18 protein-coding genes are annotated in these 23,279 nt (G+C 68.6%); 2 read left to right on the top strand and 16 right to left on the bottom strand.

Going from position 1 to position 23,279, the window contains the following annotated elements; genetic code table 11:
* The first annotated feature begins 494 nt into the window (after positions 1-494).
* Positions 495-1,409, top strand: coding sequence for a DMT family transporter (locus VME70_04340; GenBank protein HTW19426.1), 915 nt, complete (start codon positions 495-497; stop codon positions 1,407-1,409).
* On the opposite strand, the gene leuA is transcribed toward VME70_04340, so the two are convergent.
* From leuA to gatB, 11 genes are all read right to left on the bottom strand, one after another.
* On the bottom strand, positions 1,396-3,066 hold the full coding sequence (gene leuA, locus VME70_04345) for a 2-isopropylmalate synthase (protein HTW19427.1): 1,671 nt from the start codon (positions 3,064-3,066) through the stop codon (positions 1,396-1,398). The genes VME70_04340 and leuA overlap by 14 nt on opposite strands.
* A gap of 138 nt (positions 3,067-3,204) precedes the next feature.
* Entirely contained in the window at positions 3,205-4,089 is an 885-nt protein-coding gene (locus tag VME70_04350; GenBank protein HTW19428.1) for a phosphatase PAP2 family protein, read from the bottom strand.
* Positions 4,090-4,431: 342 nt separating this feature from the next.
* Complete coding sequence (locus VME70_04355; protein ID HTW19429.1) at positions 4,432-4,818, bottom strand: nuclear transport factor 2 family protein; 387 nt, start codon at positions 4,816-4,818, stop codon at positions 4,432-4,434.
* Between the two features lie 79 nt (positions 4,819-4,897).
* Positions 4,898-5,761, bottom strand: coding sequence for an alpha/beta hydrolase (locus VME70_04360; GenBank protein HTW19430.1), 864 nt, complete (start codon positions 5,759-5,761; stop codon positions 4,898-4,900).
* Positions 5,762-5,763: 2 nt separating this feature from the next.
* Positions 5,764-7,359 (bottom strand): phosphoglycerate dehydrogenase, encoded by a 1,596-nt coding sequence (gene serA / locus VME70_04365; protein HTW19431.1) that lies wholly within the window; start codon positions 7,357-7,359, stop codon positions 5,764-5,766.
* A gap of 21 nt (positions 7,360-7,380) precedes the next feature.
* Positions 7,381-8,379: a ketol-acid reductoisomerase gene (gene ilvC / locus VME70_04370; GenBank protein ID HTW19432.1), complete on the bottom strand. Its 999-nt coding sequence runs from the start codon at positions 8,377-8,379 to the stop codon at positions 7,381-7,383.
* A gap of 5 nt (positions 8,380-8,384) precedes the next feature.
* Entirely contained in the window at positions 8,385-8,909 is a 525-nt protein-coding gene (ilvN, locus tag VME70_04375) for an acetolactate synthase small subunit (protein ID HTW19433.1), read from the bottom strand.
* Entirely contained in the window at positions 8,902-10,776 is a 1,875-nt protein-coding gene (locus VME70_04380) for an acetolactate synthase large subunit (protein HTW19434.1), read from the bottom strand. Before VME70_04380 ends, ilvN begins: the two co-directional genes overlap by 8 nt.
* A gap of 66 nt (positions 10,777-10,842) precedes the next feature.
* Positions 10,843-11,418 (bottom strand): pyridoxamine 5'-phosphate oxidase family protein, encoded by a 576-nt coding sequence (locus VME70_04385; GenBank protein ID HTW19435.1) that lies wholly within the window; start codon positions 11,416-11,418, stop codon positions 10,843-10,845.
* 47 nt (positions 11,419-11,465) lie between these two features.
* Complete coding sequence (ilvD, locus tag VME70_04390) at positions 11,466-13,142, bottom strand: dihydroxy-acid dehydratase (GenBank protein HTW19436.1); 1,677 nt, start codon at positions 13,140-13,142, stop codon at positions 11,466-11,468.
* A gap of 37 nt (positions 13,143-13,179) precedes the next feature.
* Entirely contained in the window at positions 13,180-14,679 is a 1,500-nt protein-coding gene (gene gatB, locus VME70_04395) for an Asp-tRNA(Asn)/Glu-tRNA(Gln) amidotransferase subunit GatB (protein HTW19437.1), read from the bottom strand.
* 59 nt (positions 14,680-14,738) lie between these two features.
* Here gatB and def point away from each other — a divergent pair, with 59 nt between their 5' ends.
* Positions 14,739-15,221, top strand: a complete 483-nt coding sequence (def, locus tag VME70_04400; protein ID HTW19438.1) for a peptide deformylase — start codon at positions 14,739-14,741, stop codon at positions 15,219-15,221.
* 24 nt (positions 15,222-15,245) lie between these two features.
* On the opposite strand, the gene VME70_04405 is transcribed toward def, so the two are convergent.
* From VME70_04405 to VME70_04425, 5 genes are all read right to left on the bottom strand, one after another.
* Positions 15,246-17,294: an ABC transporter ATP-binding protein gene (locus VME70_04405; GenBank protein ID HTW19439.1), complete on the bottom strand. Its 2,049-nt coding sequence runs from the start codon at positions 17,292-17,294 to the stop codon at positions 15,246-15,248.
* A 1-nt stretch (position 17,295) separates the two neighbouring features.
* Positions 17,296-18,243: an ABC transporter permease gene (locus tag VME70_04410; protein ID HTW19440.1), complete on the bottom strand. Its 948-nt coding sequence runs from the start codon at positions 18,241-18,243 to the stop codon at positions 17,296-17,298.
* Complete coding sequence (locus VME70_04415) at positions 18,240-19,187, bottom strand: ABC transporter permease (GenBank protein ID HTW19441.1); 948 nt, start codon at positions 19,185-19,187, stop codon at positions 18,240-18,242. The genes VME70_04410 and VME70_04415 overlap by 4 nt, the downstream gene beginning before the upstream one ends.
* A 59-nt stretch (positions 19,188-19,246) precedes the next feature.
* The gene (locus VME70_04420; GenBank protein ID HTW19442.1) at positions 19,247-21,148 is read right to left on the bottom strand and encodes an ABC transporter substrate-binding protein; all 1,902 of its coding nucleotides are present in this window, start codon (positions 21,146-21,148) and stop codon (positions 19,247-19,249) included.
* Positions 21,149-21,326: 178 nt separating this feature from the next.
* Complete coding sequence (locus VME70_04425) at positions 21,327-23,222, bottom strand: ABC transporter substrate-binding protein (protein HTW19443.1); 1,896 nt, start codon at positions 23,220-23,222, stop codon at positions 21,327-21,329.
* Positions 23,223-23,279 lie beyond the last annotated feature (57 nt).

Here is a 23,279-nt window from a genome sequence, read left to right on the forward strand (position 1 = left end):
CGACACCTATGGGCCATGCGTGTCGCCCAAGCAACCCTTATGGGCCATACGTGTCGCCCTGGCAACCCCTCTGGGCCATGCGTGTCGCCCTGCGCAATCCCCATGGGCCATGCGTGTCGCCCAGGAAACCCCCAGGGGCCATACGTGTGCCGCTGCGCGACACCTATGGGCCATGCGTGGCGCCCTGGCAACCCCTATGGGCCATGCGTGTGGCGCGGCGCGACACCTATGGGCCATGCGTGTCGCCCTGGCAACCCCTATGGGCCATGCGTGTGGCGCGGCCCGACACCCATGGGCCATGCGTCGCGCCCAGGAAACCCCCATGGGCCATACGTGTGGCGCTGTGCGGCACCTATGGGCCATGCGTGTCGCCCTGGCAACCCCTATGGGCCATGCGTGTGGCGCGGCGCGGCACCTATGGGCCATGCGTGTGGCCGCACGCGAGGTCCGATTCCCGCGGGAACATGTCGGCCGGGCGGATTAGTTTCGAGAGCGTGTCACGGCGAGCTGCGGTGCTCTTCGGCGCGATGTGCGTCATCTGGGGCATCCCCTACCTGCTGATCCGAGTCGCGGTCCGCGACTTCGACCCGGCTGCGGTCGTCTTCGGGCGCACCGCGATCGGCGCGCTGCTGCTCACCCCGATCGCGGTCTGGCGCGGCCAGCTGCGCTCATTGCGCGGTCACTGGTTGTGGCTGCTCGCCTATACCGGCTTCGAGCTGACGATGCCGTGGTACCTGCTGACCAGCGCCGAGCAGCACCTGACCAGCTCGCTCGCCGGGTTGCTGGTCGCCGCCGTACCGCTCGTGGGCGTCGTGCTCGGGCGGATCGTCGGCGGCGCGGAAGCGGTCGGCGGCCGGCGACTGGCCGGCCTCATCATCGGCGTCCTCGGCGTGGCCGCTCTGGTCGGCCTGCAGGTCGGCCACATCGACATGGTTGCGGTGCTCGAGGTGTTCTTCGTCGCGGTCGGCTATGCGGTCGGGCCATTGATCCTGTCCCGGCGGCTTTCCGAGCTTCCGAGCATGGCAGTGGTCTCGGTGTCGCTCGTCGTCACCGCGCTCGTCTATGCGCCGTTCGCGCTGACCAGCCACCCGACGAATGTCGGCAGCAAGTCGATCGCCTCCGTCCTCACCCTCGCGGTCATCTGCACCGCGTTGGCGTTCCTGTTGTTCTTCGCACTGATCGCCGAGGTCGGTCCGGTGCGGGCGACCGTCATCACCTACGTCAACCCGGCGGTCGCGATCCTGCTCGGCGTCACCATCCTCGGCGAGCACCTCACCGCAGGGATGATCGTCGGCTTCCCGCTCGTGCTGATCGGCTCGGTGCTCGCCACTGGCCGCGGTTCGCTCCGGCGGCGGAGCCGACCACGCGACGCGGAGGCCGAGCCGATGCCCGCGGTTACGACCGGTTGATCGCACTCACCAGCGCGTAGAGCGACGCGGTGGTGATGCTCGGCGAGACCCCGCAGCCCCATAACACCGAGCCGCCGACGGCGACCTCGAGGTACGCCGCGGCCTGCGCCTCCTCGCCGGCGCCGGTCGCGTGCTCGTGGTAGTCGAGCACGCGCGCGTCGATGTCGACCTCGGCGAGAGCGTGCACCAGCGCAGCGATCGGACCGTTGCCCGCACCCTCGATCTCGTGCTCGACGCCGTCGACCGTGACCTTGGCGCGGATCCGGTCGGCCTCGCCGCTCTCGATCGAGTAGCCGAGCAGCTGTAGCGGCGCGGTCCGGTCGAGATAGTGCTCCCGGTAGAGCTCCCAGATCCGCGCCGGCGCGATCTCGCCGCCGTCGGCGTCGGCGACCGCCTGCACGATTCGGGAGAACTCGATCTGCATCCGCCGCGGCACGTCGAGGTGGTAGTCGTGCTTGAGCACGTATGCGACCCCGCCCTTGCCGGACTGCGAGTTGACGCGGATCACGGCCTCGTAGCTGCGCCCGACGTCGAGCGGGTCGATCGGCAGGTACGGCACGCCCCACGGATAGTCCTCGACCGGTACGCCGGCCGCGGCCGCGTCGCGCTCGAGCGCCTCGAAGCCCTTCTTGATGGCGTCCTGATGCGAGCCCGAGAACGCCGTGTAGACGAGGTCGCCGCCGTACGGGTGGCGTGGGTGCACCGGCAGCTGGTTGCAGTACTCGACGGTCCGGCGGATCTCGTCGATGTCGCTGAAGTCGATGCCCGGGTCCATGCCCTGGCTGAACAGGTTCAGCCCCAGCGTCACCAGGCACACGTTGCCGGTCCGCTCGCCGTTGCCGAACAGGCAGCCCTCGACCCGGTCGGCGCCGGCCTGCACGCCGAGCTCGGCCGCGGCGACCGCGGTGCCGCGGTCGTTGTGCGGGTGCAGGCTGAGGATGACCGCGTCGCGGCGGGTCACGTTGCGGCCGAACCACTCGATCGAGTCCGCATACACGTTCGGGGTCGCCATCTCGACGGTGGCCGGCAGGTTCAGCACGACCGGCCGCTCGGCGGTGGGCTCCCACACATCCATGACCGCCTCGCAGACCTCGACCGCATAGTCGAGCTCGGTGCCCGTGAACGACTCCGGCGAGTACTGCCAGCGCACGTTCGCGGACTGGAGCAGCGACTCGGCGTACTTCTGGCAGCTCTGCGCGCCGCGTACGGCGATGTCCTTGATGCCCGCCTTGTCCAGCCCGAAGACGACACGACGCTGCAAAGTAGACGTCGAGTTGTAGAGGTGGATGAGCGTGGTGCCGCGGAAGCCGACGAGTGACTCGCAGGTGCGCTCGATCAGCTCGTCGCGGGCCTGGGTGAGCACCTGGATGGTGACGTCCTCGGGCACGAGGTCGTCCTCGACCAGGGTGCGGATGAAGTCGAAGTCGGTCTGGCTCGCGGCCGGGAAGCCGACCTCGATCTCGCGGTAGCCGAGGCCGACCAGCAGGTCGAACATCCGGCGCTTCCGCTCGCCGTCCATCGGGTCGATGAGCGCCTGGTTGCCGTCCCGTAGGTCGACGCTGCACCACTGTGGAGGGCCGGTGATCACGCGGTTCGGCCAGGTGCGGTCAGGGAGATCGATCGGAGGGAACGCGGTGTAACGGGAAGCCTTCGCCATGCCTGTCATGAGGTTTGCTCCAGAGTCGTCGTCGAGAACGAACGGCAAACCGGCGAGCTGGTGATGACACAGCCGAACCCCGCAGCGGGGGGCCGGTCGAAAGGCCCCGCTACGGGCGGCTAAGCAGGAGCAGCGATGTCATTGCGGTGAGGGTACCAGCCGGGCGTTCCACCGCGCACGGACGAAAACGATCGCCCCGAGCAGGGCGAGCGCGACGACACCGTCGAGCCAGTAGTGGTTGGCGGTGACCACCACGACGTACGCCGTAATGACCGGATGCAGGACGGCGAGCCAGCGCCAGCGGCTCCGGCTGACCGAGATGATCGCCGCCGCCACGATGACCGCCCAGCCGATGTGCACCGAGGGAATCGAGGAGAGCTGGTCGGTGATCCCCTTGCCGAGCGCCGAGTAGACCGACTGGTGATAGCGGTCGGCGAGATCCACCATCCCGAAGCTCGGGATCAGCCGGGGCGGCGCGACCGGGAGCAGGCCGATGAGCAACGAGATTCCCGTGAACGCAACCACCAGGTTGCGCCAGCGCGGGTAGGCATCGCGGTGCCGCCAGAGCAGCCAGATCAATGTTGCGGCGAGCAAGCCGGCGTGGGCGTACTCGTAGTAGCCGTTGCAGATTCTCGACAGCGTGACGTGCGGCAGGATCTGGCGCTGCAACGCCGCCTCGCTCGGCAGGTGCAAGGTCCGCTCGAGGTTCCAGATCCAGCGCCCGCGCCCGAACGCACCGGCCTCGTGGAACACCGAGACGTGACCGACGATCCGCCAGACGACGAACAGCACGTTGAGGACGACGAAGTCTCGGAGCACGAGCGCCCATCGACCCCAGTCGCGCGGGGTCGACGCCGCGCGGGCACGAGCAGGCGACAGGGCCAAGCCCTCGCCGAAGGCCCGCCCGCACGACGTGCAGGTATCCGCGGACATCGGCACGCGCGCGCGGCAACCGACGCACACCCACTCCGGCCCATCCCCCGCCGGGAGGGCACCGGCGGGCGCCGCCGCAACGTCCGTCACCTACCGGGTATCGGCCATTCGAGTGATCCACCTGAGCCGCCGCCGCTCCCGGCGCTCGCCGGATCGTGAAGGCTCCAGCCTGCACAACCCGTGAAACTCACGGTTGGCTGTACGCGGTGGAACCTCTTTGACGGTCCACGAGGTCCCTGTCTGTTGCTGGTGCTGCTGGCCGCAGGTGAGCGACCCGCCCAAACGGACGCGATCGTCCCCGCGACGCTCTGCACGCCCTGAACCAACCCAGCCACACCAGCAGCGCTTTCGCGGAAGCACTCGCGGCGGTCTAGGCGCCCACCCAGCGGCATCGTGTCCTGACCCGAACCCGACGAGCCGAGCAGCGCAAGATCAGTTGAGCTCGCGAACCCTGACGGTGTCGACGTGCTGCTGGAAGGCCTTCGCCTTGCCGTCCTCGACGGTCCACACGTGAGCCATCTTCACCGCCGCGGGCTCCCCGGAGCTCTTGCGCTTCCAGGTGTAGTTCCCGAGCACGACAACGGTGTCGCCATCCGCGACGAACTGCTCGGGCACCACGGCGAACTCGTCGCCTACTTCGACGAGTCGCATGAAGACCCCTTCCAGCACGGCCTGCGGGCCGACGTACGTGCCTGCGAGCGGGAAACCATCCGCCTCCGTCCACTGGATGTCCTCGGCCATCGCGCCAAGCGCGGCGGGTATGTCCCCCCGCGCAAAGCTCGCATACGCGGCTTCGATCAGGTCCTTGTTCGTGGCCATCGGGTTCCCCATTCCTCGGCACGGTGCCGGCTTGCACCGTAGTGCACTCATCGCCGTCCACGCCCGCTTCGCTCCGCGATCAGCGAAGGAACCCCGCCACCGTTTCGCGGAACTGTTCGGGGGTGTCGACCCAGGGGTAGTGCGCCGCTCCTGGGAGTTCGGCGACGCTTGCATGCGGCAGGCAGCCGGCGACGATGTGGCCGGCCTTGACTCCGGTCATGCCGTCGAGGTCGCCCACGATGACGAGCACCGGAGCGGTCACCGCCCGCAGCGCGTCGAGAAAGCTCTGACCCTCTGCTCGGAAGGACTCCGAGGCGAACGCGGCCATCGCGCGCAGCGACATCTGCCCATCGGTCGACGCGGCGTGCGCCCGCGAGCGCTCGTCCCAGCGGGCGTAGCCGAATGGTCGCAGTCCCCGGTCCATCCCGCCACCGGCCCGGCGACGCGGGGGCAGGTGGTGCAACTCCGCGTCGAGAGCAGCGACCTCGGCGTACCACGGCTCCTCACTTCGGCTCGCCCTGATCCGCTCGATGTCGTCCGTCACGTCCCCGAAGCCGCGCGCCGAAGGCGTCACGAGCACCATCCGCGACAAGCGGTTCGGATAGCGCGCCGCGTACACCAGCGCGACGAAACAGCCGGCCGAGTGCGCGAGCAGATCGATCGTGTCGAGGCCGCGCGCGATGCGGATGTCCTCGATGTCGTCCGCGAGTCGAGGGAACTGCAGCGACTCCCGATCATCCGGCAGCTCGGACACGCCGGTGCCGCGCAGGTCGAACCGCAGCAACGTGAAGTCGGCGGACAACCCGGCCAGCTCCTCGAGGTACTCCGACGCACGGCCCGGCCCGCCGGGCACGCACACCACGGGCGGACCCGAACCGAACACGTGCATCCCCAGCCGGGTGCCGTCCCGCGCCTCGAGGTGGACGACCGACGCCTCCGCCACGCCTACTCCTCGGGCAGGTACGCCGCGCGGATCTCCGACGCGCCCACAGCGGAGGCGATCTCCCCGAGGATGTCCGGCGGGATGACCGAGTCGACCGTCATCACCATCAGCGCCTCGCCGCCCTCGGCGGTACGCGAAACCTGCATGCCGGCGATGTTGACGCGCGCTTGGCCGAGCAACTGGCCGACGATGCCGACGATGCCCGGCCGGTCGACATAGGTGACGAAGACCATGTGCTCGTTGAGCGCGACCTCGATGTCGAAGCCGTTGACCTCGACCAGCTTCTGGATCAGCCGCGGACCGGTGAGGTTGCCACCGACCGAGACGACGCGCCCGTCCGCCATCGCGCCGCGCACGGTCAGCACGTTGCGGTAGTCGGGGCTGTTCTCCGTCGCGGCCAGCCCGACCTCGATCCCGCGCTCGGCCGCGAGCAAGGGCGCGTTGACGTACGTCACCTGCTCCTCGACGACGTCGGTGAACACCCCGCGCAGCGCCGCGAGCTGCAGCACCTTGACGTCGTACGCCGCCACCTCGCCCTTGATGTCCACCGTGAGGTTCGCCGGTACGCCGCCGGCCAGCGCGGTGAACAGCCGGCCCAACCGCTCGACCAGCGGCAGGCTCGGTCGGATCTCCTCCGCGACGACGCCCCCCGCCTGCACGTTGACCGCATCCGGCACGAACTCACCCGCGAGCGCGAGCTTCACCGATCGCGCCACGGCCAGGCCCGCCTTGTCCTGCGCCTCGTTCGTCGAGGCTCCGAGGTGCGGCGTGACAACCGCGTTCGCGTGCGCGAACAGCGGCGAGTCCGTGCACGGCTCGCTCACGAACACGTCGACCGCGACGCCTCCGATCCGGCCCGCTTTGAGCGCCTGCGCCAACGCGTGCTCGTCGACCAGCCCGCCACGGGCGGCGTTGACGAGGATCGCGCCCGGCTTCACGAGGGCGAGCTCGCGCTCCCCGATCAGCCCGCGCGTCTCCGCCGTCTTGGGCAGGTGGATCGAGATGAAGTCGCTTTCTCGCAGCAGCTGGTCGAGCGAGACGAGCTGAACCCCGACCTGCGCCGCGCGGGCCGCGGGGACATACGGGTCGTACGCCAGCAGCCGCACGCCGAAGCCGGCCATCCGCTGCGCAAACAGTACGCCGATCCGCCCGAGACCGACGACGCCGACAGTCTTCTCCGCGACCTCGACACCGGTGAAGGCGCTGCGCTTCCACTCACCTGACTTCAAGCTCGCGTTCGCGGCCGGAATCTTGCGGGCGGCGGAGAGCAGCAACGCGATGGCATGCTCCGCCGCAGAGACGATGTTCGACACCGGAGCGTTGACGACGAGCACGCCGCGTGCGGTGGCGGCCTCGACGTCGACGTTGTCCAGCCCGATGCCCGCACGAGCGACCACCTTCAGCCGATCACCCGCAGCAAGCGCCTCCGCGTCGACCTGCGTCGCGCTGCGGACGATCAACGCGTCCGCACCGGCGAGGGCGGCGAGCAAAGCTGCCCGGTCGGTGCCATCGACCTGACGGACCTCGCCGTCCTCGGCGAGCACCGCCAACGCCGCCGGCGCCAGCTCCTCGGCGACGATGACCACCGGCTTCGGCACGCCGCCCACCCTACTGAGCGCTCAGTCGGACTTGATCCAGGACATCAACCCGCGCAGCCGGCCGCCGACCTCCTCGATCGGATGGGCCGCACCCTCCGCCCGGTACTTGTCGAACTGCGGGCGGCCGGCGTCGTCCTCCGCGATCCACTCCCGGGCGAAGCTGCCGTCCTGGATCTCGGCGAGGATCCGCTTCATCTCCTGCTTGGTCGCGGCGTTCACCACGCGCGGTCCGCGGGTGTAGTCGCCGTACTCCGCCGTGTCGGAGATCGACCAGCGCATCTTCGAGATGCCGCCCTCGTACATCAGGTCCACGATCAGCTTCAGCTCGTGCAGGCACTCGAAGTACGCCGCCTCCGGTTGGTACCCGGCCTCGGTCAGCGTCTCGAAGCCGGCCTGGACGAGCGCCGAGATGCCGCCGCAGAGCACCGCCTGCTCGCCGAACAGGTCGGTCTCGGTCTCTTCGGTGAACGTCGTCTTCAGCGTCCCTGCGCGCGTCCCGCCGATGCCCTTGGAGTAAGCCAACGACAGCGGCAGCGCCTGCCCGCTCGCGTCCTGCTCCACCGCTACCAGGCACGGCACGCCGCGCCCTTCCTGGAACTGCCGGCGGACCAGATGCCCGGGACCCTTCGGCGCGACCATGCACACGTCGACCGTCGACGGCGGCGCGACGTAGCCGAACCGGATGTTGAACCCGTGGCCGAAGAACAGCGCGTCACCCTCGCTGAGGTTCGGCTCGACCGCCTCGGCGTACAGGTGTCGCTGCACCGTGTCCGGGGCGAGCACCATGATCAGGTCCGCCTCGGCGCAGGCCTCGGCCGGTGCCACGACCCGCAGCCCTTCCGCCTCGGCCGCGGCCCGGCTCTTGGAGGCCTCCGGCAGGCCGACGCGTACGTCGACGCCGGACTCGCGCAGGTTCAACGCGTGCGCGTGCCCCTGCGAGCCGTAGCCGAGCACGGCGACCTTGCGGGCTTGGACGAGCGCGAGGTCGGCGTCGTCGTCGTAGTAGATCTCGGGTGCCATGGTGCTCAGGCTGTCCTTTCCACGGAGCGGAGCGATCGGTCGGTGATGCTGCGGGCGCCGCGGCCGACCGCGACCATCCCGGACTGGACGAGCTCGCGGATGCCGAACGGCTCGAGCACCCGGATGAAGGCCTCCAGCTTGTCCACGGTGCCGGTGGCCTCGATCGTCACGGCATCCGCCGCGACGTCGACGACCTTGGCACGGAACAGCTGGACCACCTCGAGGACCTGCGACCGGCTGGTGAGGTCGGCCTTCACCTTCACCAGCAGCAGCTCGCGCTGGACCGACGCGTCGGTGTCGAGCTCGACCACCTTCAGCACGTTGACCAGCTTGTTCAGCTGCTTGGTCACCTGCTCGAGCGGGAGATCCTCGACGTTGACCGCGATCGTCATGCGCGACACGTCGGGATGCTCGGTGGGACCGACCGCGAGCGAGTCGATGTTGAACCCGCGCCGGGAGAACAGCGAGGCCACCCGGGCAAGCACGCCGGGCTTGTTCTCGACCAGCACCGACAGCGTGTGCCTACTCATCGGAGCTGACCTCACCCATCTCGTACTCGAAGTCCGGCGCGGTCTCGCGCGCGATCTTGATGTCGTCGTTCGAGGTGCCCGCAGCCACCATCGGCCAGACCATCGCGTCCTTGCCGACCACGAAGTCGACGACCACCGGTGCATCGTTGATCGCCATCGCCTTCTCGATCGTCGCGTCGACGTCGTCGGCGTTCTCGCAGCGAAGGCCGACGCAGCCCATCGCCTCCGCGAGCATCACGAAGTCGGGAATGTAGCGAGCGCCCTTCGCAAGATCGGTGTGGGAGTACCGACCGTCGTAGAACAGGGTCTGCCACTGCCGCACCATGCCGAGCGCCCCGTTGTTGATGATCGCGATCTTGATCGGGATGCCCTCGACCGCGCAGGTGGTGAGCTCCTGGTTGGTCATCTGGAAGCAGCCGTCGCCGTCGATCGCCCAGACCAGCGCCTCCGGCCGCCCGACCTTCGCGCCCATCGCCGCCGGTACGGCGAAACCCATGGTTCCGAGCCCGCCGGAGTTGATCCAGGTGTGCGGCTGCTCGTACGACACGAACTGCGACGCCCACATCTGGTGCTGGCCGACCCCGGCGACGATGACCGTCGACGGCCCGCAGACCTTGCCCAGCCGCTCGATCACGTACTGCGGCGCCATGGTTCCGTCGTCCGGGTGGTCGTATCCGAGCGGGTAGGTCCGCCGCCAGGCGTTGCACTGCTTCCACCAGGCGGTGAAGTCGCCCTTGCGACCGTCCGCGTGCTCCGCCTGGATCGCGATGATCAGATCAGCGATCACCTCACGCACGTCGCCGACGATCGGCACGTCCGCCGTACGGTTTTTCGAGATCTCCGCCGGGTCGATGTCCGCGTGGATCACCGTCGCTTCCGGCGCGAAGCTCGACAGCTTGCCGGTCACTCGGTCGTCGAACCGTGCACCCAGCGTGACCAGCAGGTCGGATCGCTGCAGCGCCGTCACCGCCGACACCGAGCCGTGCATCCCGGGCATGCCCAAGTGCTGCGGATGGGAGTCCGGGAACGCACCGCGCGCCATGAGCGTCGTGACGACCGGGACGCCGGTCAGCTCGGCGAGCACGCGTAGCTCCTCGGTCGCGTGTGCCTTGAGCACACCGCCGCCGACGTAGAGCACCGGTCGCTCGGCGTCCACGATCAGCCGGGCCGCCTCGCGGACCTGCTTGCCGTGCGGCTTGGCGGCCGGCCGGTAGCCGGGCAGGTGCATCTCCACCGGCCAGGTGAAGGTCGTCTCCGCCTGCAGCGCATCCTTCGCGATGTCGACCAGCACCGGTCCGGGCCGCCCGGTCGCGGCGATGTGAAACGCCTCCGCGAGGGTCCGCGGGATGTCCTCGGCGTTCTGGACGAGGAAGTTGTGCTTGGTGATCGGCATCGTGATGCCGCAGATGTCGGCCTCCTGGAAGGCGTCCGTCCCGATCGCGCCCGACGGCACCTGCCCGGTGATCGCGACCAGCGGCACCGAGTCCATGTAGGCGTCGGCGATCGGCGTCACGAGGTTGGTCGCGCCAGGACCGCTGGTCGCCATGCACACCCCGACCCGACCGGTGGCCTGCGCATAGCCGGTAGCCGCGTGCCCCGCGCCCTGTTCGTGGCGGACCAGGATGTGCCGGACCTTCGTCGAGTCGAACAACGGGTCGTACGCCGGGAGGATCGCGCCGCCGGGGATGCCGAACACCACCCGCGCGTCGAGCTCCTCCAGCGCCCGCACCATCGCCTGCGCGCCGGTCAGCCGTTCCACTGTCACCACTCCTACATCGGGTCCTTCATCGGGCCTTGCTTCCGGTGTGCCTGCATGAAAAAACCCCTCGCGCGAAGCGCTGAGGGGCGGCACGTGATCCAGGATCAGATCACGTGCTCACAAGTACGAGAATTCGCCGCACGCCACAACGGTGGACTACGGGTCCGGCCGGTGTCAAGGACGCGCGGGTGAAGATCGCGCATCCAACCGCGTGGGCAACCCGTCGATGCTCTCGGCGTTCCGCTCCGCCCGGTAGTCGGCGATCGCCTGGTCGTCCTTGCGCTCTGCCCACCGCTCGAGCAGGTCGCGGTCCTCGACGTAGTCCATGCGAGGTACCGCGAAACCGCACGAGTCACTCACGCGGGTCACATCGACCACAATGATCGCGCGGGCGCCCCGGCGCGCCGGGAACCGCGCGGCCAGCTGCTCCCACTCCGGATCGGCCGGCTGCACCGCCCTCCCGCTGCCGTGCAGCCGGACGATCTGCGGCGGCCCGTCGAACGCGCAGAGCATGACGACCACCCGGCCGTTCTCGCGCAGGTGCGCGATCGTCTCGGCCCCGCTGCCGGTGAGGTCGAGCCAGGCCACCGTGTGCTGGTCGAGCACGGCGAGCGAGCCACGCCCGCCCCGCGGCGAGACGTTGATGTGTCCATCCGCAGCCAGCGGCGCGGTCGCGACGAAGAACACCGGCTGCTGCTCGATCCAGGCGCGCAGCCGCGGCTCGATCCCGTCGGGGTGAACCTTGCTCATCCGAACACCACGCTCATCCGAACACCACGCTCATCCGAACCCCGCGCTCATCCGCACACCGCGCCCTGAGCCGCCGAGCCGACCAGCTTGACGTACTTGCCGAAGACGCCGGTCGGGTACCGCGGCGGCAGCGCGGACCACTCGGCGCGGCGGCGTTCGAGCTCGGCCTCGTCCACCAGCAGGTCGAGCCGGCGAGCCGGTACGTCGAGCCGGATCGGGTCGCCGTCGCGGACCAGCGCGATCGGCCCGGCATCGGCCGCCTCGGGCGCGACGTGCCCCACGCAAAGCCCGGTGGTCCCGCCCGAGAACCGGCCGTCGGTGAGCAGCAGGACGTCCTTCCCGAGCCCGGCGCCCTTGATCGCGCCGGTGACCGCCAGCATCTCCCGCATCCCCGGACCGCCGCGTGGGCCTTCGTACCGGATCACGACGACGTCGCCGGCCCGCAGCCCACCGCCGGTGACCGCGTCCATGGCCGGGCGTTCGGTGTCGAAGACGCGAGCGGTTCCTTCGAAGACCGCGGTGTCGAACCCGGCCGTCTTGACGACCGCACCATCGGGGGCGAGCGAGCCACGCAGGATCACCAGGCCACCGGTCTGGTGGATCGGGTCGGCCAGCGCGTGGATCACGGTGCCGTCCGGGTCTGCCGGCGCCACGTCCGCGAGGTTCTCCGCGACCGTCTTGCCGGTCACGGTGAGGCAGTCGCCGTTGAGCAGGCCCGCGTCGAGCAGCGTCCGCATGACCACCGGGATCCCCCCGACCCGGTCGATGTCACTCATCACGAAGCGCCCGAACGGTTTGACGTCCGCGAGGTGCGGGGTGCGGTCCCCGATCCGGTTGAAGTCGTCAAGGGTGAGGTCGACCTGCGCCTCGTGCGCGATCGCGAGCAGGTGCAGCACGGCATTGGTCGAACCGCCCAGCGCCATGACGACCGTGATCGCGTTCTCGAACGCCTCGCGGGTCATGACCGACCTCGCCGTGATGCCGGCATCGACGAGCGCCATCACGGCCTCGCCGGAGCGGATCGCGTAGTCGTCGCGACGCCGGTCGACCGCAGGCGGCGCGGCGCTGCCGGGCATCGACATGCCCAGCGCCTCGGCCGCACTGGCCATGGTGTTCGCCGTGAACATGCCGGCGCATGCACCTTCTCCCGGACAGGTGTTGCGCTCGATGGCACCGAGCTCGTCCTGGCTGATCAGCCCCCGGGCGCAGGCGCCGACCGCCTCGAACGCGTCGACGATGGTCAGGTCGCGGTCGCCGATGTGCCCCGGCAGGCTGGTCCCGGCGTACAGGAAGACCGAGGCCAGGTCGAGGCGCGCGGCGGCCATCAGCATGCCGGGCAGGGACTTGTCGCAGCCGGCCAGCAGCACCGACCCGTCCAGGCGCTCGGCGAACATCACGGTCTCCACCGAGTCCGCGATCACCTCACGCGACACCAGCGAGGCGTGCATCCCCTCGTGACCCATCGAGATGCCGTCGGAGACCGAGATCGTGCCGAACTCCAGCGCGACTCCCCCGGACTGCCGGATCCCGTCCTTCGCGCGCTTCGCCAACCGGTCGAGCGAGAGGTTGCACGGCGTGATCTCGTTCCACGACGAGGCGACGCCGATCTGCGGCTTGTCCCAGTCGTCGTCGGTCAGCCCGACTGCGCGGAGCATGGCCCGCGCCGGCGCGCGCTCGTACCCGTCAGTGACATCTCTGCTTCTCGGCTTCCGGTCCACGGCCAGAAGCGTATGCGGCGCGGGAGATTCGCCGTACGACGGCTCAGACCGACCCGCCGAGCCGTTCGAGCAAGAGCTCACGGGCTCGCTTCGCATCCGCCGTACCTCCGGTGGCCTTCATGACGGCGCCCACGAGCGGGCCGACCGCGCCGAGGTTGCCGTCCCGCACCTTCTGCGCGGCATCCGCCTGGCCGGCGATGGCGGCGTCAACCGCGGCGACCAGCTCGTCGTCGCCGGCGACCTGCCAGCCGTGCGCCGCGATCACCGCGTCAATGCCGCCCTCACCGCCGAGCATCGCGTCGACCACCTGCCGGGCCAGCTTGTTGGTGAGCGTACCGTCGTCCTCCATCGCGGACAGCCGCGCGACGTCGGCGGGGGTCACGGCCAGCCGGTCGACCTCTTCCCCGCGCTCGGTGGCCGCACCGACGAGGTAGCCGAGCCACCACCCCTTGGCCTTCGTCGGCGACGCCCCTGCCGCGATCGTCGCCCCGACCAGGTCGAGGATGCCGGCGTTGGTCATCTGCTCGAGGTCGAGCGGGCTGTAGCCGTTCGCCTCGGCGAAGCGGGCCCGCCGCACGCCGGGCGGCTCCGGAAGCGACGCCCGGATCGCTTCCACCTGCTGTGGAGGCGGCGCGAGCGGGACCAGGTCCGGCTCCGGGAAGTACCGGTAGTCCTGGGCCTCTTCCTTGCTGCGCCCCGAGCTCGTGGTGCCGCTGTCCTCGTGGAAGTGCCGGGTCTCCTGCACGATCCGCTCCCCGGCGTCCAGCCGGGCGCCTTGACGCTCGACCTCGTGGCGAACGGCCGCCTCGACCGAGCGCAGCGAGTTGACGTTCTTCGTCTCCGTCCGAGTGCCCAGCTCGGTCGACCCCTTGGGCATCAGCGAGAGGTTCACGTCCGCCCGCAGCGAGCCCTGCTCCATCCGCACGTCGGACACCCCGAGGTCGCGCAGCAGGTCGCGCAGCTCGCTGACATACGCACGCGCGACCTCGGCCACCCGCTCGCCGGTGCCGGCGACCGGTCGCGTGACGATCTCGACCAGCGGGATGCCTGCGCGGTTGTAGTCGACCAGCGAGTGGGTCGCACCGTGGATCCGCCCGGTGGCACCGCCGACGTGCAGCGTCTTGCCGGTGTCCTCCTCGAGGTGCACGCGCTCGATCTCGACCCGGTAGGGCTCGCCGTCGACGGTCACGTCCAGGTACCCGTCGGTGCAGAGCGGCTCGTCGTACTGGCTGATCTGGTAGTCCTTCGGCATGTCCGGATAGAAGTAGTTCTTGCGCGCGAACCGGGACCACGACGCGATGTCGCAGTGCAACGCAAGGCCGATCCTGATCGTCGACTCGATCGCGGCAGCGTTCGTCACCGGCAGCGACCCCGGCAGGCCGAGGCAGACCGGGCAGACGTGCGTGTTCGGCGGAGCGCCGAACTCGGTGGAGCACCCGCAGAACAGCTTGGTCACGGTGCCGAGCTCGACGTGGGTCTCGAGACCGAAGACCGGGTCGTAGCGGGTGAGGACGTCGTCGTATGCGGCCAGAGTCGCGGTCACGTCTCCAGTCTGGCAGCCGGGCGCAAACCCGATTCGCCGCAACCCGCGAGAATCAAGGGATGGCGGAACGCGCGATCAGGCTGTGGGGCGATCCGATCCTTCGCACCCCCTGCGACGAGGTGACCGGCTTCGACGACGCGATCGCCGCGCTCTGCGCCGACCTGCTCGACACGGTCACCGCACGGGACGGGCGGGCGGGGCTGGCGGCCAACCAGATCGGCGTCGGGCTGCGTGCCTTCAGCTGGTACGTCGACGGGCGGGCCGGCGTCATCGTCAACCCGCGGCTGGTCGAGCTGGCCGGCGAGCAGGACGGACCGGAGGGCTGCCTGTCGCTGCCCGGGCTGTGGTTCGACCTCCGCCGGGCGGAGCGAGCGGTGGTCGAGGGTCAGGATGCGGTGGGACGACCGCTACGGGTCGAAGGCAGCGGCCTGCTCGCCCGTGCGTTCCAGCACGAGTGCGGGCATCTCGACGGCGAGCTGTTCATCGACCGGCTCGAGGGTGACGCCCGGCGCGAGGCGCTGCGCGCGGCACGCGCGTTGTGAGCCGGACTCGCTCCGCAGGCCGGCTCAGGCGGTGGCAGCCAGCTCGGTCGCGGCGTCCTCGGTCGGCGGCTCGAGCGGGAAGTGGCAGGCCGCGAGGTGCCCGGGCCCGAACGGTCGCAGCAAGGGCACCTCGTCCGCGCACCGCTGCTGCGCGCGGGGGCAACGGGTGCGGAACCGGCAGCCGGACGGCGGGTTGATCGGGCTGGGCAGCTCGCCCCGGACGCCGACGTCGTCCTTCGCCCGCTCCACCGTCGGATCCGGAATCGGGATCGCGGTGAGCAAGCCGGCGGTGTAGGGGTGCACGGGGTGGTTGTAGATGTCGTCGCCGCTTCCGGTCTCGACCAGCCGCCCGAGGTACATGACGCCGATCCGGTCGGACAGGTACTTCACCACCGCGAGGTCGTGCGAGATGACGACGTAGGTCAGGTTGTGCTCGGCCTGCAGGCGCTTCATCAGGTTGAGCACCTGCGACCGGATCGAGACGTCCAGCGCGCTCACCGGCTCGTCCGCGACGATCACGGCGGGGTTGAGCATCAACGCGCGCGCCAGCCCGATCCGCTGCCGCTGGCCGCCGGAGAACTCGTGCGGAAAGCGGTCCACCGCGTTCTGCGGCAGGCCGACCTCGTTGAGCATCTCCGCGATCCGCTTGCGCCGGCTCGAGCGGCTCCCGACGCCCTGGATCACCAGCGGCTCAGCGAGGATCGTGCCGACCCGCATCCGCGGGTCGAGCGAGGCGTACGGGTCCTGGAACATCATCTGCAGGTCCCGACGGCGGCGGCGCAACCCGCGCCGGCGCATCTTCGAGATGTCGTCACCGTTGAGCAACAGCTCGCCCTGGTTGGGCCGGTCGAGAGCGACGATCAGCCGGCCGAGCGTGGTCTTCCCGCAGCCGGACTCGCCCACCAAGCCGAAGGTCTCGCCGGCCCGGACCGTGACCGAGACGCCGGACACCGCCTTCACCGACTCCCGGTACTTCGCCGGAAGCAGGGTGTTGCCGACCGGGAACTCCTTGACCAGCTCGCGGATCTGCAGCAGCGGCTCGGCGCCGTTGGTCGTGAAGGCACGTGCCGCACCCAGCGCGGCGACCGGCCGCTCGGCCGGCCCGTCGACCGGGTGGTGGCAGGCGTACTTGTGGTCCGGCGTGTCGGCGAGGAGCAACGGCTCGTCGGTGCGGCAGCGGTCCGTCGCAAGATGGCAGCGCGGGGCGAACCGGCAGCCGTCCGGCGGGTCGGCGAGATCCGGCGGCAGCCCGGGAATCGAGAACAGTACGGCGTTGGCGTCCTGGTCGAGCTGCGGGATCGAGCCGAGCAGGGCCTGCGTGTACGGGTGGTGCATGTGCTCGAACAGGTTGCGGGTCGAGGTCGCCTCGATCATCTTGCCGGCGTACATCACGTTGATCCGGTCCGCCCGCCCGGCCACGACCCCCATGTCGTGGGTGATCAGCAGGACCGCCATGCCGAGCTCTTCCTTGAGCCGGTCCAGCAACCGCAGGATCTGCGCCTGGATGGTCACGTCGAGCGCAGTCGTCGGCTCGTCCGCGATCAGCACCTTGGGCTCGCACACCAGGGACATCGCGATCAGGACCCGCTGGCGCAGGCCGCCGGAGAGCTGGTGCGGGTAGTCGTCCAGCCGCTCCCGCGGGCGCGGGATGCCGACCATGTCGAGGACCTGCGCGGCGCGGTCGAGGCCTTCCTTGCGGCTCAGCCCCCGATGCAGCCAGGCCGGCTCGGCGACCTGGTAGCCGATCGTCTTGGTCGGGTTGAGCGCGGTCAGCGAGTCCTGGAAGACCATCGCGATGTCGTTGCCACGCACGTTGCGCATCTCGTCCTGCGACAGCGCCGCGAGGTCGCGACCGTCGAAATCGACAGTGCCCTCGACGATGCTCCCGCCGGGCGGCAGCAGCCGCATGATCGACAGCCCGGTCATCGACTTGCCGCAGCCGGACTCGCCGACCAGGCCTAGGGTCTCGCCCGCGTCGAGGTGCAGATCGATCCCGTCCACGGCGCGAACCAGCGCCGAGGAGAGCTGGATGTGGGTCTTCAGGCCCTTGATGTCGAGGACGCGTTCGGGCACGTCAGCGCCTCCGCATGCGCACGTCGACCGCGTCGCGCAGCGCGTCACCCATGAAGTTGAACGCCATGACCGTGAGGATCAAACAGATACCTACCGGATAGATCTGCCACCAGTAACCGTCGCCAAGGTAGTTGACGCCGTTGGAGAGCTGGTCGCCCCAGTCGACCTGGGGGAAGTGCAGCCCGAAGCCGAGATAGCCGACGAAGGCAACAGTGAGGATCGCGTCCGCGATCTGGAAGGTCGTGTTGACGATGACCACGGACAGCGAGTTTGGAATCAGGTGGCGGTAGATCTGCCGGCTCTGGCTGGCCCCCATCGCGCGAGCGGCCGCGACGTAGTCGCGTTCCCGAATCGTGAGCACCTCCCCGCGAACCAGCCGGGCCGGCACGAACCACGCATTGACCCCGATGATGATCGACAGGCTGATCACCGTGGCGCTGTAGCGCGCGGAGATGATCAGGACGACGAACAGCGTGGGGATCGACAAGCCGACGTCGACGATCCGCATCATCAGGCCGTCGATCCAGCCCCCGACCAGACCGGCGACCGCGCCCCACAGCGTGCCGATGACGGTCGCGATGAGCGCGGTCAGCAGGCCGATCTCCAGAGCGGCCTGGCCGCCCTTCATGATCCGGCCGAGCTCGTCGAAGCCGTTGTCGTCGGTGCCGAGCGGGTGACCCTTGCCGGGCGGCAGGTCGTTGGCGCCGAGGTTTCCCGAGATCTGGTTCGAGTGGTAGAGGTGCGGCCCGACGAAGGAGAACAGCAGGAAGAACACGACCAGGCCGATGCCGACCAGCGCGAGCCGGTTCTCCGCGAACGCTTTCAGGGTGATCTTGAACCCGCTGCCCTGCTCGTAGACCTCGCCGGCGTCGGCCGGACCGAGCAGCGGCTCGAGTGCTTCGAGCCGCTCGCGGTTGCGCGACGGCATCCCTGGGATCAGGTTGGTCATGTCAGCCGGATCCGTGGGTCGGTGAACGTAAGTGCGATGTCGGCGATCAGGTTGCCGAGCACGACCAGGATGCCGCCGACCAGCGTGTAGGCGAGCAGGATCGGGTAGTCCTCCGTGCCGAGACTGTTGAAGAACAGCAGCCCGAGCCCCGGATAGTTGAACACCTGCTCCGTGATCAGGTTGCCGGCCAGCAGGTCGGGGATCGAGAGGCCGATCAGGGTGACCATCGGCAGGCTCGAGTTGCGGACCAGGTGCCGGAACAGCACGGACCGCTCCGACAGGCCCTTGGCCCGGGCCACCTTGATGTAGTCCTGGGCCAGGTTGTCCAGCGCCGAGGAGCGCATGTATCGCGAGTAGCCGGCGACGGAGAGCGCAACGAGTGATACGACCGGCAGGACCATCGACCGGGGTTGTTTGAGGACGCCGATGACCGTCGTCGACTGGCTCGCCTCGAACGGGAACCAGTGCAGGTGCAGAGCGAAGATGTCGATCAGGATCAGCGAGATGAAGAAGATCGGCATCGAGTAGAGCGTGAAGCTGACGCTCGTCAAGAGGTAGTCGGAGATCGAGTTGCGCTTGACGGCCTGGTAGATACCCATCGGCACGGCGATCAGGACCGCGAGGAACACGGAGACTCCGGACAGCAGCGCCGAGCGACCTGCGTTCTCCTTGAACAGGTCGGTGACCGACTGGTTGAGCTTGTAGGAGTACCCGAAGTTGAAGTGGACCGTCTGGTTCATGTAGGTGAGGAACTGGCGGGCCAGCGGGCGGTCGTAGCCGTGCTCGTGGTTGAAGCCGGCGATCGCGGCCGGCGAGGCCTTGATGCCCAGGACGGCACGCGCCGGCGAGGGCGCGATGATGTGCAGCATCGTGAACGTCACCAGCATGATCCCGATGACCACGATGACGGCGCTGACGAACCGGCGCAGGATGTAGGAGATCATCCTGCGACCGGCCCGTCCGCTCGCATGTCAGACATCTTGCGATGCCGTCGTCGTTTTGGCTACTTGCCGGTCACGAACCAGAACTCGGGCGTGAACGCGAACTGGGTCAGGTCGGCGAAGGAGTCCGGCGGGCCGGAGACTCCCTTCCAGGCGTAGATCCGGTCCTCGTTCGGGGTGAAGATCGCGGGCAGGTTGCTGGTGAGGTACTGCGCTTCCTTCTGCACGGCATTCGGGTCGCTGGAGTACTCCGAGTTCTTGATCAGCTGGTCCGCCTGCGGGCTGCTGTAGCCGCCCTCGTTGAACGAGCCCTTGGTGTTGAAGATCTCGTCGGTGGTCGGGTAGATGTCCATGCTGAACCCGCCGAAGTTCTCCATCTGCCACTTGTTGTCGTTCTGCGGCGCGGACGGGTCGTCGTAGTTGTCGATGATGTAGTTGAACGTCTTCGCCACCGGGTTGATGTTGATCCCGACCTGCTTGGCCGCCGAGGCGAGCTGGGTGGTCTCCTGGCCGGCGACCGGCGGGTCGTTGGTGTAGGGGATCGTGATCGAGATCTTCTGCCCCTTCGGGATGCCGGCGCCGCACTGGTTGGGCCCGCTGCCCGGGTTCTGGCAGGTCGTCGTGCCGTTCGGCACCACGTGCCAGCCGTGCGAGCTCAGCAGCTGGCTGGCCGCCGAGGTGCTGTACGGGTACGGGTTGGTGGCCGCGTTCGACGGCACGTATGCCGTCGCGGGCACCGCGGGGACCGGACCGTAGGCCTGGGCCGCGGCGCCGTGGTAGGCGCCGTGGATGACCGCCACCTGGTTCTCCAGGTGCGCCATCGCCTGCCGGAAGTACAGCTGGCCGACGAGGTTGGCCCAGTGGTCGGTCTGGTCCTTGAAGTTGAACACGATGTAGTCGAAGCCCAGGTCCGGGTAGCCGTAGACGTTGTAGCCCTCAGCCTTCAGCTTCGGAACCTGCGGCAGGCTGTCGGACGGAACCTCGCCCTCGTTGAGCTTGCCGGCCAGCATCGCGTTGAACTCCGCGGTCGATGATGCGAAGTACTCGGCCTTGAGGGTGCTGAAGACCGGCTTCTGACCGCCGTACGTCGCGTTCGGAACCATCGTGTTGGCATCCGTGGTCGGGTTGAACTGGGTCAGCTTGAACGGGCCGTCGACGTCCTGCCACAACGGGTTGCTCGCGTAGGTCGAGACCTTCTTCGACTGCGCGTTGAGGTAGTCGTAGATCTTCTTGGCGTTGGCCGGGTTGTTGAAGTTCAAGTGCTTCCCGCCGGCCGATGCCACGTTCCAGACGGTGGACGGGAGCGGCGAGATCACGTTGAGCTGGGTCTCGGTGTACCAGTTCGGGTTGTAGGCCTTGGTCAGGTGCAGGACCACCTGGAACTGGCTCGGCGCGGACATGCTGGCGATGTTGTCCGGAAGGTTGCCCTTGGTGTAGTTGCCGAAGTTCGCGGCGTTCTCGTGCACCGCGGCGGCGAGCTCCTTGAGGAAGAACAGCACGTCCTGCGCGTCGACCGGCTTGCCGTCTGACCACTTGTAGTTCTGCTTCATGTTGATCGTGATCGTCTTGTTGCCGTTGGAGTAGACCGGCAGCGAGGCCAGCGACAGCGTCGGGTCGATGATCGGCCGGTTGCCCTGCGGGGTCCAGTACAGCGGCCGCCAGAGCAGGTACTGGAACTCGGCGTTGTAGACCGAGGAGTTCGCGCCCGGCGTGATCGGCATGATGTACGTCGGCTGCGAGCCGGCCTCGATGCCGTAGGTGATCGTGCCGCCCGGCTTGGGCGTGCCGGTCTGGTTCGGCAGGCTGCCGTACTCCCCTGCCGTCGTGCTGGTGTTGCCAGAGCTGCTGCCGCCGCTCGGCTTGTTGCCCCCCGATGAGCTCGAGCCGCACGCGGCGAGCACGAGCACGCTGCTCACGGCCGCGATGAACGGCAGCTGGCAACGTCGCAGAATCGATCGCTTCATGGCTGACAACTCCGGTTCGACAGGTATGTCCGACGGTTAGCGGTTGGTGACGTTTTACCGTACGCCCGACGTACTCACAAGAAAATCCGGTCTAGGCCGCGCCGATGCTACAGATTCGTTACCTGGCGGGCGAACCGGCCATAGATCACGTAGCCCGGCCCGGCTCGGTTCAGGCCGGCTACTTGGTGAGGTACCAGTACTCGGGCGAGAACTCGTACTGGGTGAGGTTGGAGAAGGAGTCCGGCGGGCCCGAGATCCCCTTCCAGGCGAAGATCAGGTCCTGGTTGGGCAGGAAGATGCCCGGCAGGTCCTTGGTGATGAAGGCCGCCTCGGCGCGCACCGCGTTCGGGTTGCTGCTGTACTTCGAGGCCCTGATCAGCCGGTCCGCCTCGGGATTGTTGTACTCGCCCTCGTTGCCGCTGCCCTTGTTGAAGATGGTGTCGGTCGTCGGGTACGGGTTCTCGGTGTAGCCGCCGAAGTTCTCGACCTGCCACTTGTTGTTGTTCTGCGGCGCGACCGGGTCGTCGTACTGGTCGACGATGAAGTTGAAGGTCTTCGCCACCGGGTTGATGTTGATCCCGACCTGGCGGGCGGCCGAGGCCCACTGCGTGGTCTCCTGGCCGGCGGCGGCGGGATCATTGACGTAGTAGTCGGTGAAGTTGAGGTTCTGGCCCATGGGGATTCCGGCACCGCACTGGGTCGGGCCGCTGCCCGGGTTCTGGCAGGTCGTCGTACCGTTCGGCACCACGTGCCAGCCGTGCGAGGCGAGCAGGTTCTTCGCGTCAGCCACGCTGTAGGGGTAAGGATTGGTCGACGCGTTCGACGGCACGTAGGCCGTCGCCGGGATCGCGGGGACGGGACCGTACGCCGGCGCGGCGGCGTCCTTATATGCCCCGTGGATGATCGCGGTCTGGTCCGACAGATGTGCCAGGGCCTGCCGGATGTAGAGCTGGGCGATGATGCTGTTCCAGTGGTTGGTCTTGTCGGCGAAGTTGAAGACCGCGTAGGAGAAGCCGAGGTCGGGATAGCCGTAGACGTTGTAACCTTCCGCCTTCAGCCGCGGCACCTGCGGGATCTCGTCGGCGGTGACGTCGCCCTGGGTGAGCTTGCCGGCCAGCATCGCGTTGAACTCGGCGGTTGAGGACGCGAAGTACTCCGCCTTCAGCTCGGAGAACCGGGCCTTCTGCGGACCCCCGTAGTTCGGGTTCGGAACCATCGTGTTCGCGTCGGTCGTCGGGTTGAACTGGGTGAGCTTGAACGGGCCGTCCACGTCCTGCCACAGCGGGTTGGTGGCATAGGTCGAGAGCTTCTTGGCGGCCGCGTTGAGGTAGTCGAAGATCTTCTTGGCGTTGGCCGGGTTGCTGTAGTCGAGGTGCGGGCCGCCTTGGCGCGCGACGTTCCAGGCCGTCGACGGCATCGGCGTGATGTTGATCAGCTGCGTGTCGGTGAACCAGCTCGGGTTGTAGGCCTGGTCCAGGTGCAGCACGAGCGTGAACTTGCTCGGCGCGGACATGCTCACGACGTCGTCCGGGAAGTTGCCGGGGGTGTACGGACCCCAGTTCGACGCGTTCTCCTTGACCGCGGCGCGGACCTCGTCGATGAAGAAGATCATGTCCTGAGCGTCGACCGGCTGGCCGTTGCTCCACTTGTAGGTCTTGTACAGGTTGATCGTGACGGTCTTGTCCCCGTCGGAGTACGTCGGCGCCGGCGCGAGCGACAGCGAGTAGTTCATGACCGGCCGATTGCCGACGCTCTCCCAGTACAACGGCCGGTAGAGCAGGATCTCGAAGTCGTAGTTGTAGACCGTCCACGCCGATCCCGGGTAGACCGGTCCGATGTAGGTGGGCTGCGAACCGGCGATGATCGGGTAGCTGATCGTCCCGCCCGTGGTCGGCGTACCCGACTCGGCCGGCAAGGTGCCGTAGGCGCCCGCTGTCGTGCTCGTGTTGCCCGGGCCGGTGCTCGAGCCACCCTTGCCGCCGGAGGACCCCGAACTGCAAGCGGCGAGCACGAGAGCCACCACGACGGCGACGAACAGCGGGCGGGCGAGCGAGCGTGGGCGAGGGCGCGTCATAGTGCCTTTTATCCCACGCGCGCGATCACGGCAACAAACGTTGTGGCCGATGACGCC

This window comes from Mycobacteriales bacterium (genome assembly GCA_035504215.1).
Lineage (GTDB): Bacteria > Actinomycetota > Actinomycetes > JAFAQI01 > JAFAQI01 > DATAUK01.

Coding starts and splice junctions, on each gene's coding strand:
- leuA (HTW19427.1), bottom strand. CDS start 3,066: ATGGCGAAGGCTTCCCGTTACACCGCGTTCCCTCCGATCGATCTCCCT.
- VME70_04355 (HTW19429.1), bottom strand. CDS start 4,818: ATGGCCACGAACAAGGACCTGATCGAAGCCGCGTATGCGAGCTTTGCG.
- ilvC (HTW19432.1), bottom strand. CDS start 8,379: ATGGCACCCGAGATCTACTACGACGACGACGCCGACCTCGCGCTCGTC.
- ilvN (HTW19433.1), bottom strand. CDS start 8,909: ATGAGTAGGCACACGCTGTCGGTGCTGGTCGAGAACAAGCCCGGCGTG.
- VME70_04385 (HTW19435.1), bottom strand. CDS start 11,418: ATGAGCAAGGTTCACCCCGACGGGATCGAGCCGCGGCTGCGCGCCTGG.
- def (HTW19438.1), top strand. CDS start 14,739: ATGGCGGAACGCGCGATCAGGCTGTGGGGCGATCCGATCCTTCGCACC.
- VME70_04410 (HTW19440.1), bottom strand. CDS start 18,243: ATGACCAACCTGATCCCAGGGATGCCGTCGCGCAACCGCGAGCGGCTC.
- VME70_04415 (HTW19441.1), bottom strand. CDS start 19,187: ATGATCTCCTACATCCTGCGCCGGTTCGTCAGCGCCGTCATCGTGGTC.
- VME70_04420 (HTW19442.1), bottom strand. CDS start 21,148: ATGAAGCGATCGATTCTGCGACGTTGCCAGCTGCCGTTCATCGCGGCC.
- VME70_04425 (HTW19443.1), bottom strand. CDS start 23,222: ATGACGCGCCCTCGCCCACGCTCGCTCGCCCGCCCGCTGTTCGTCGCC.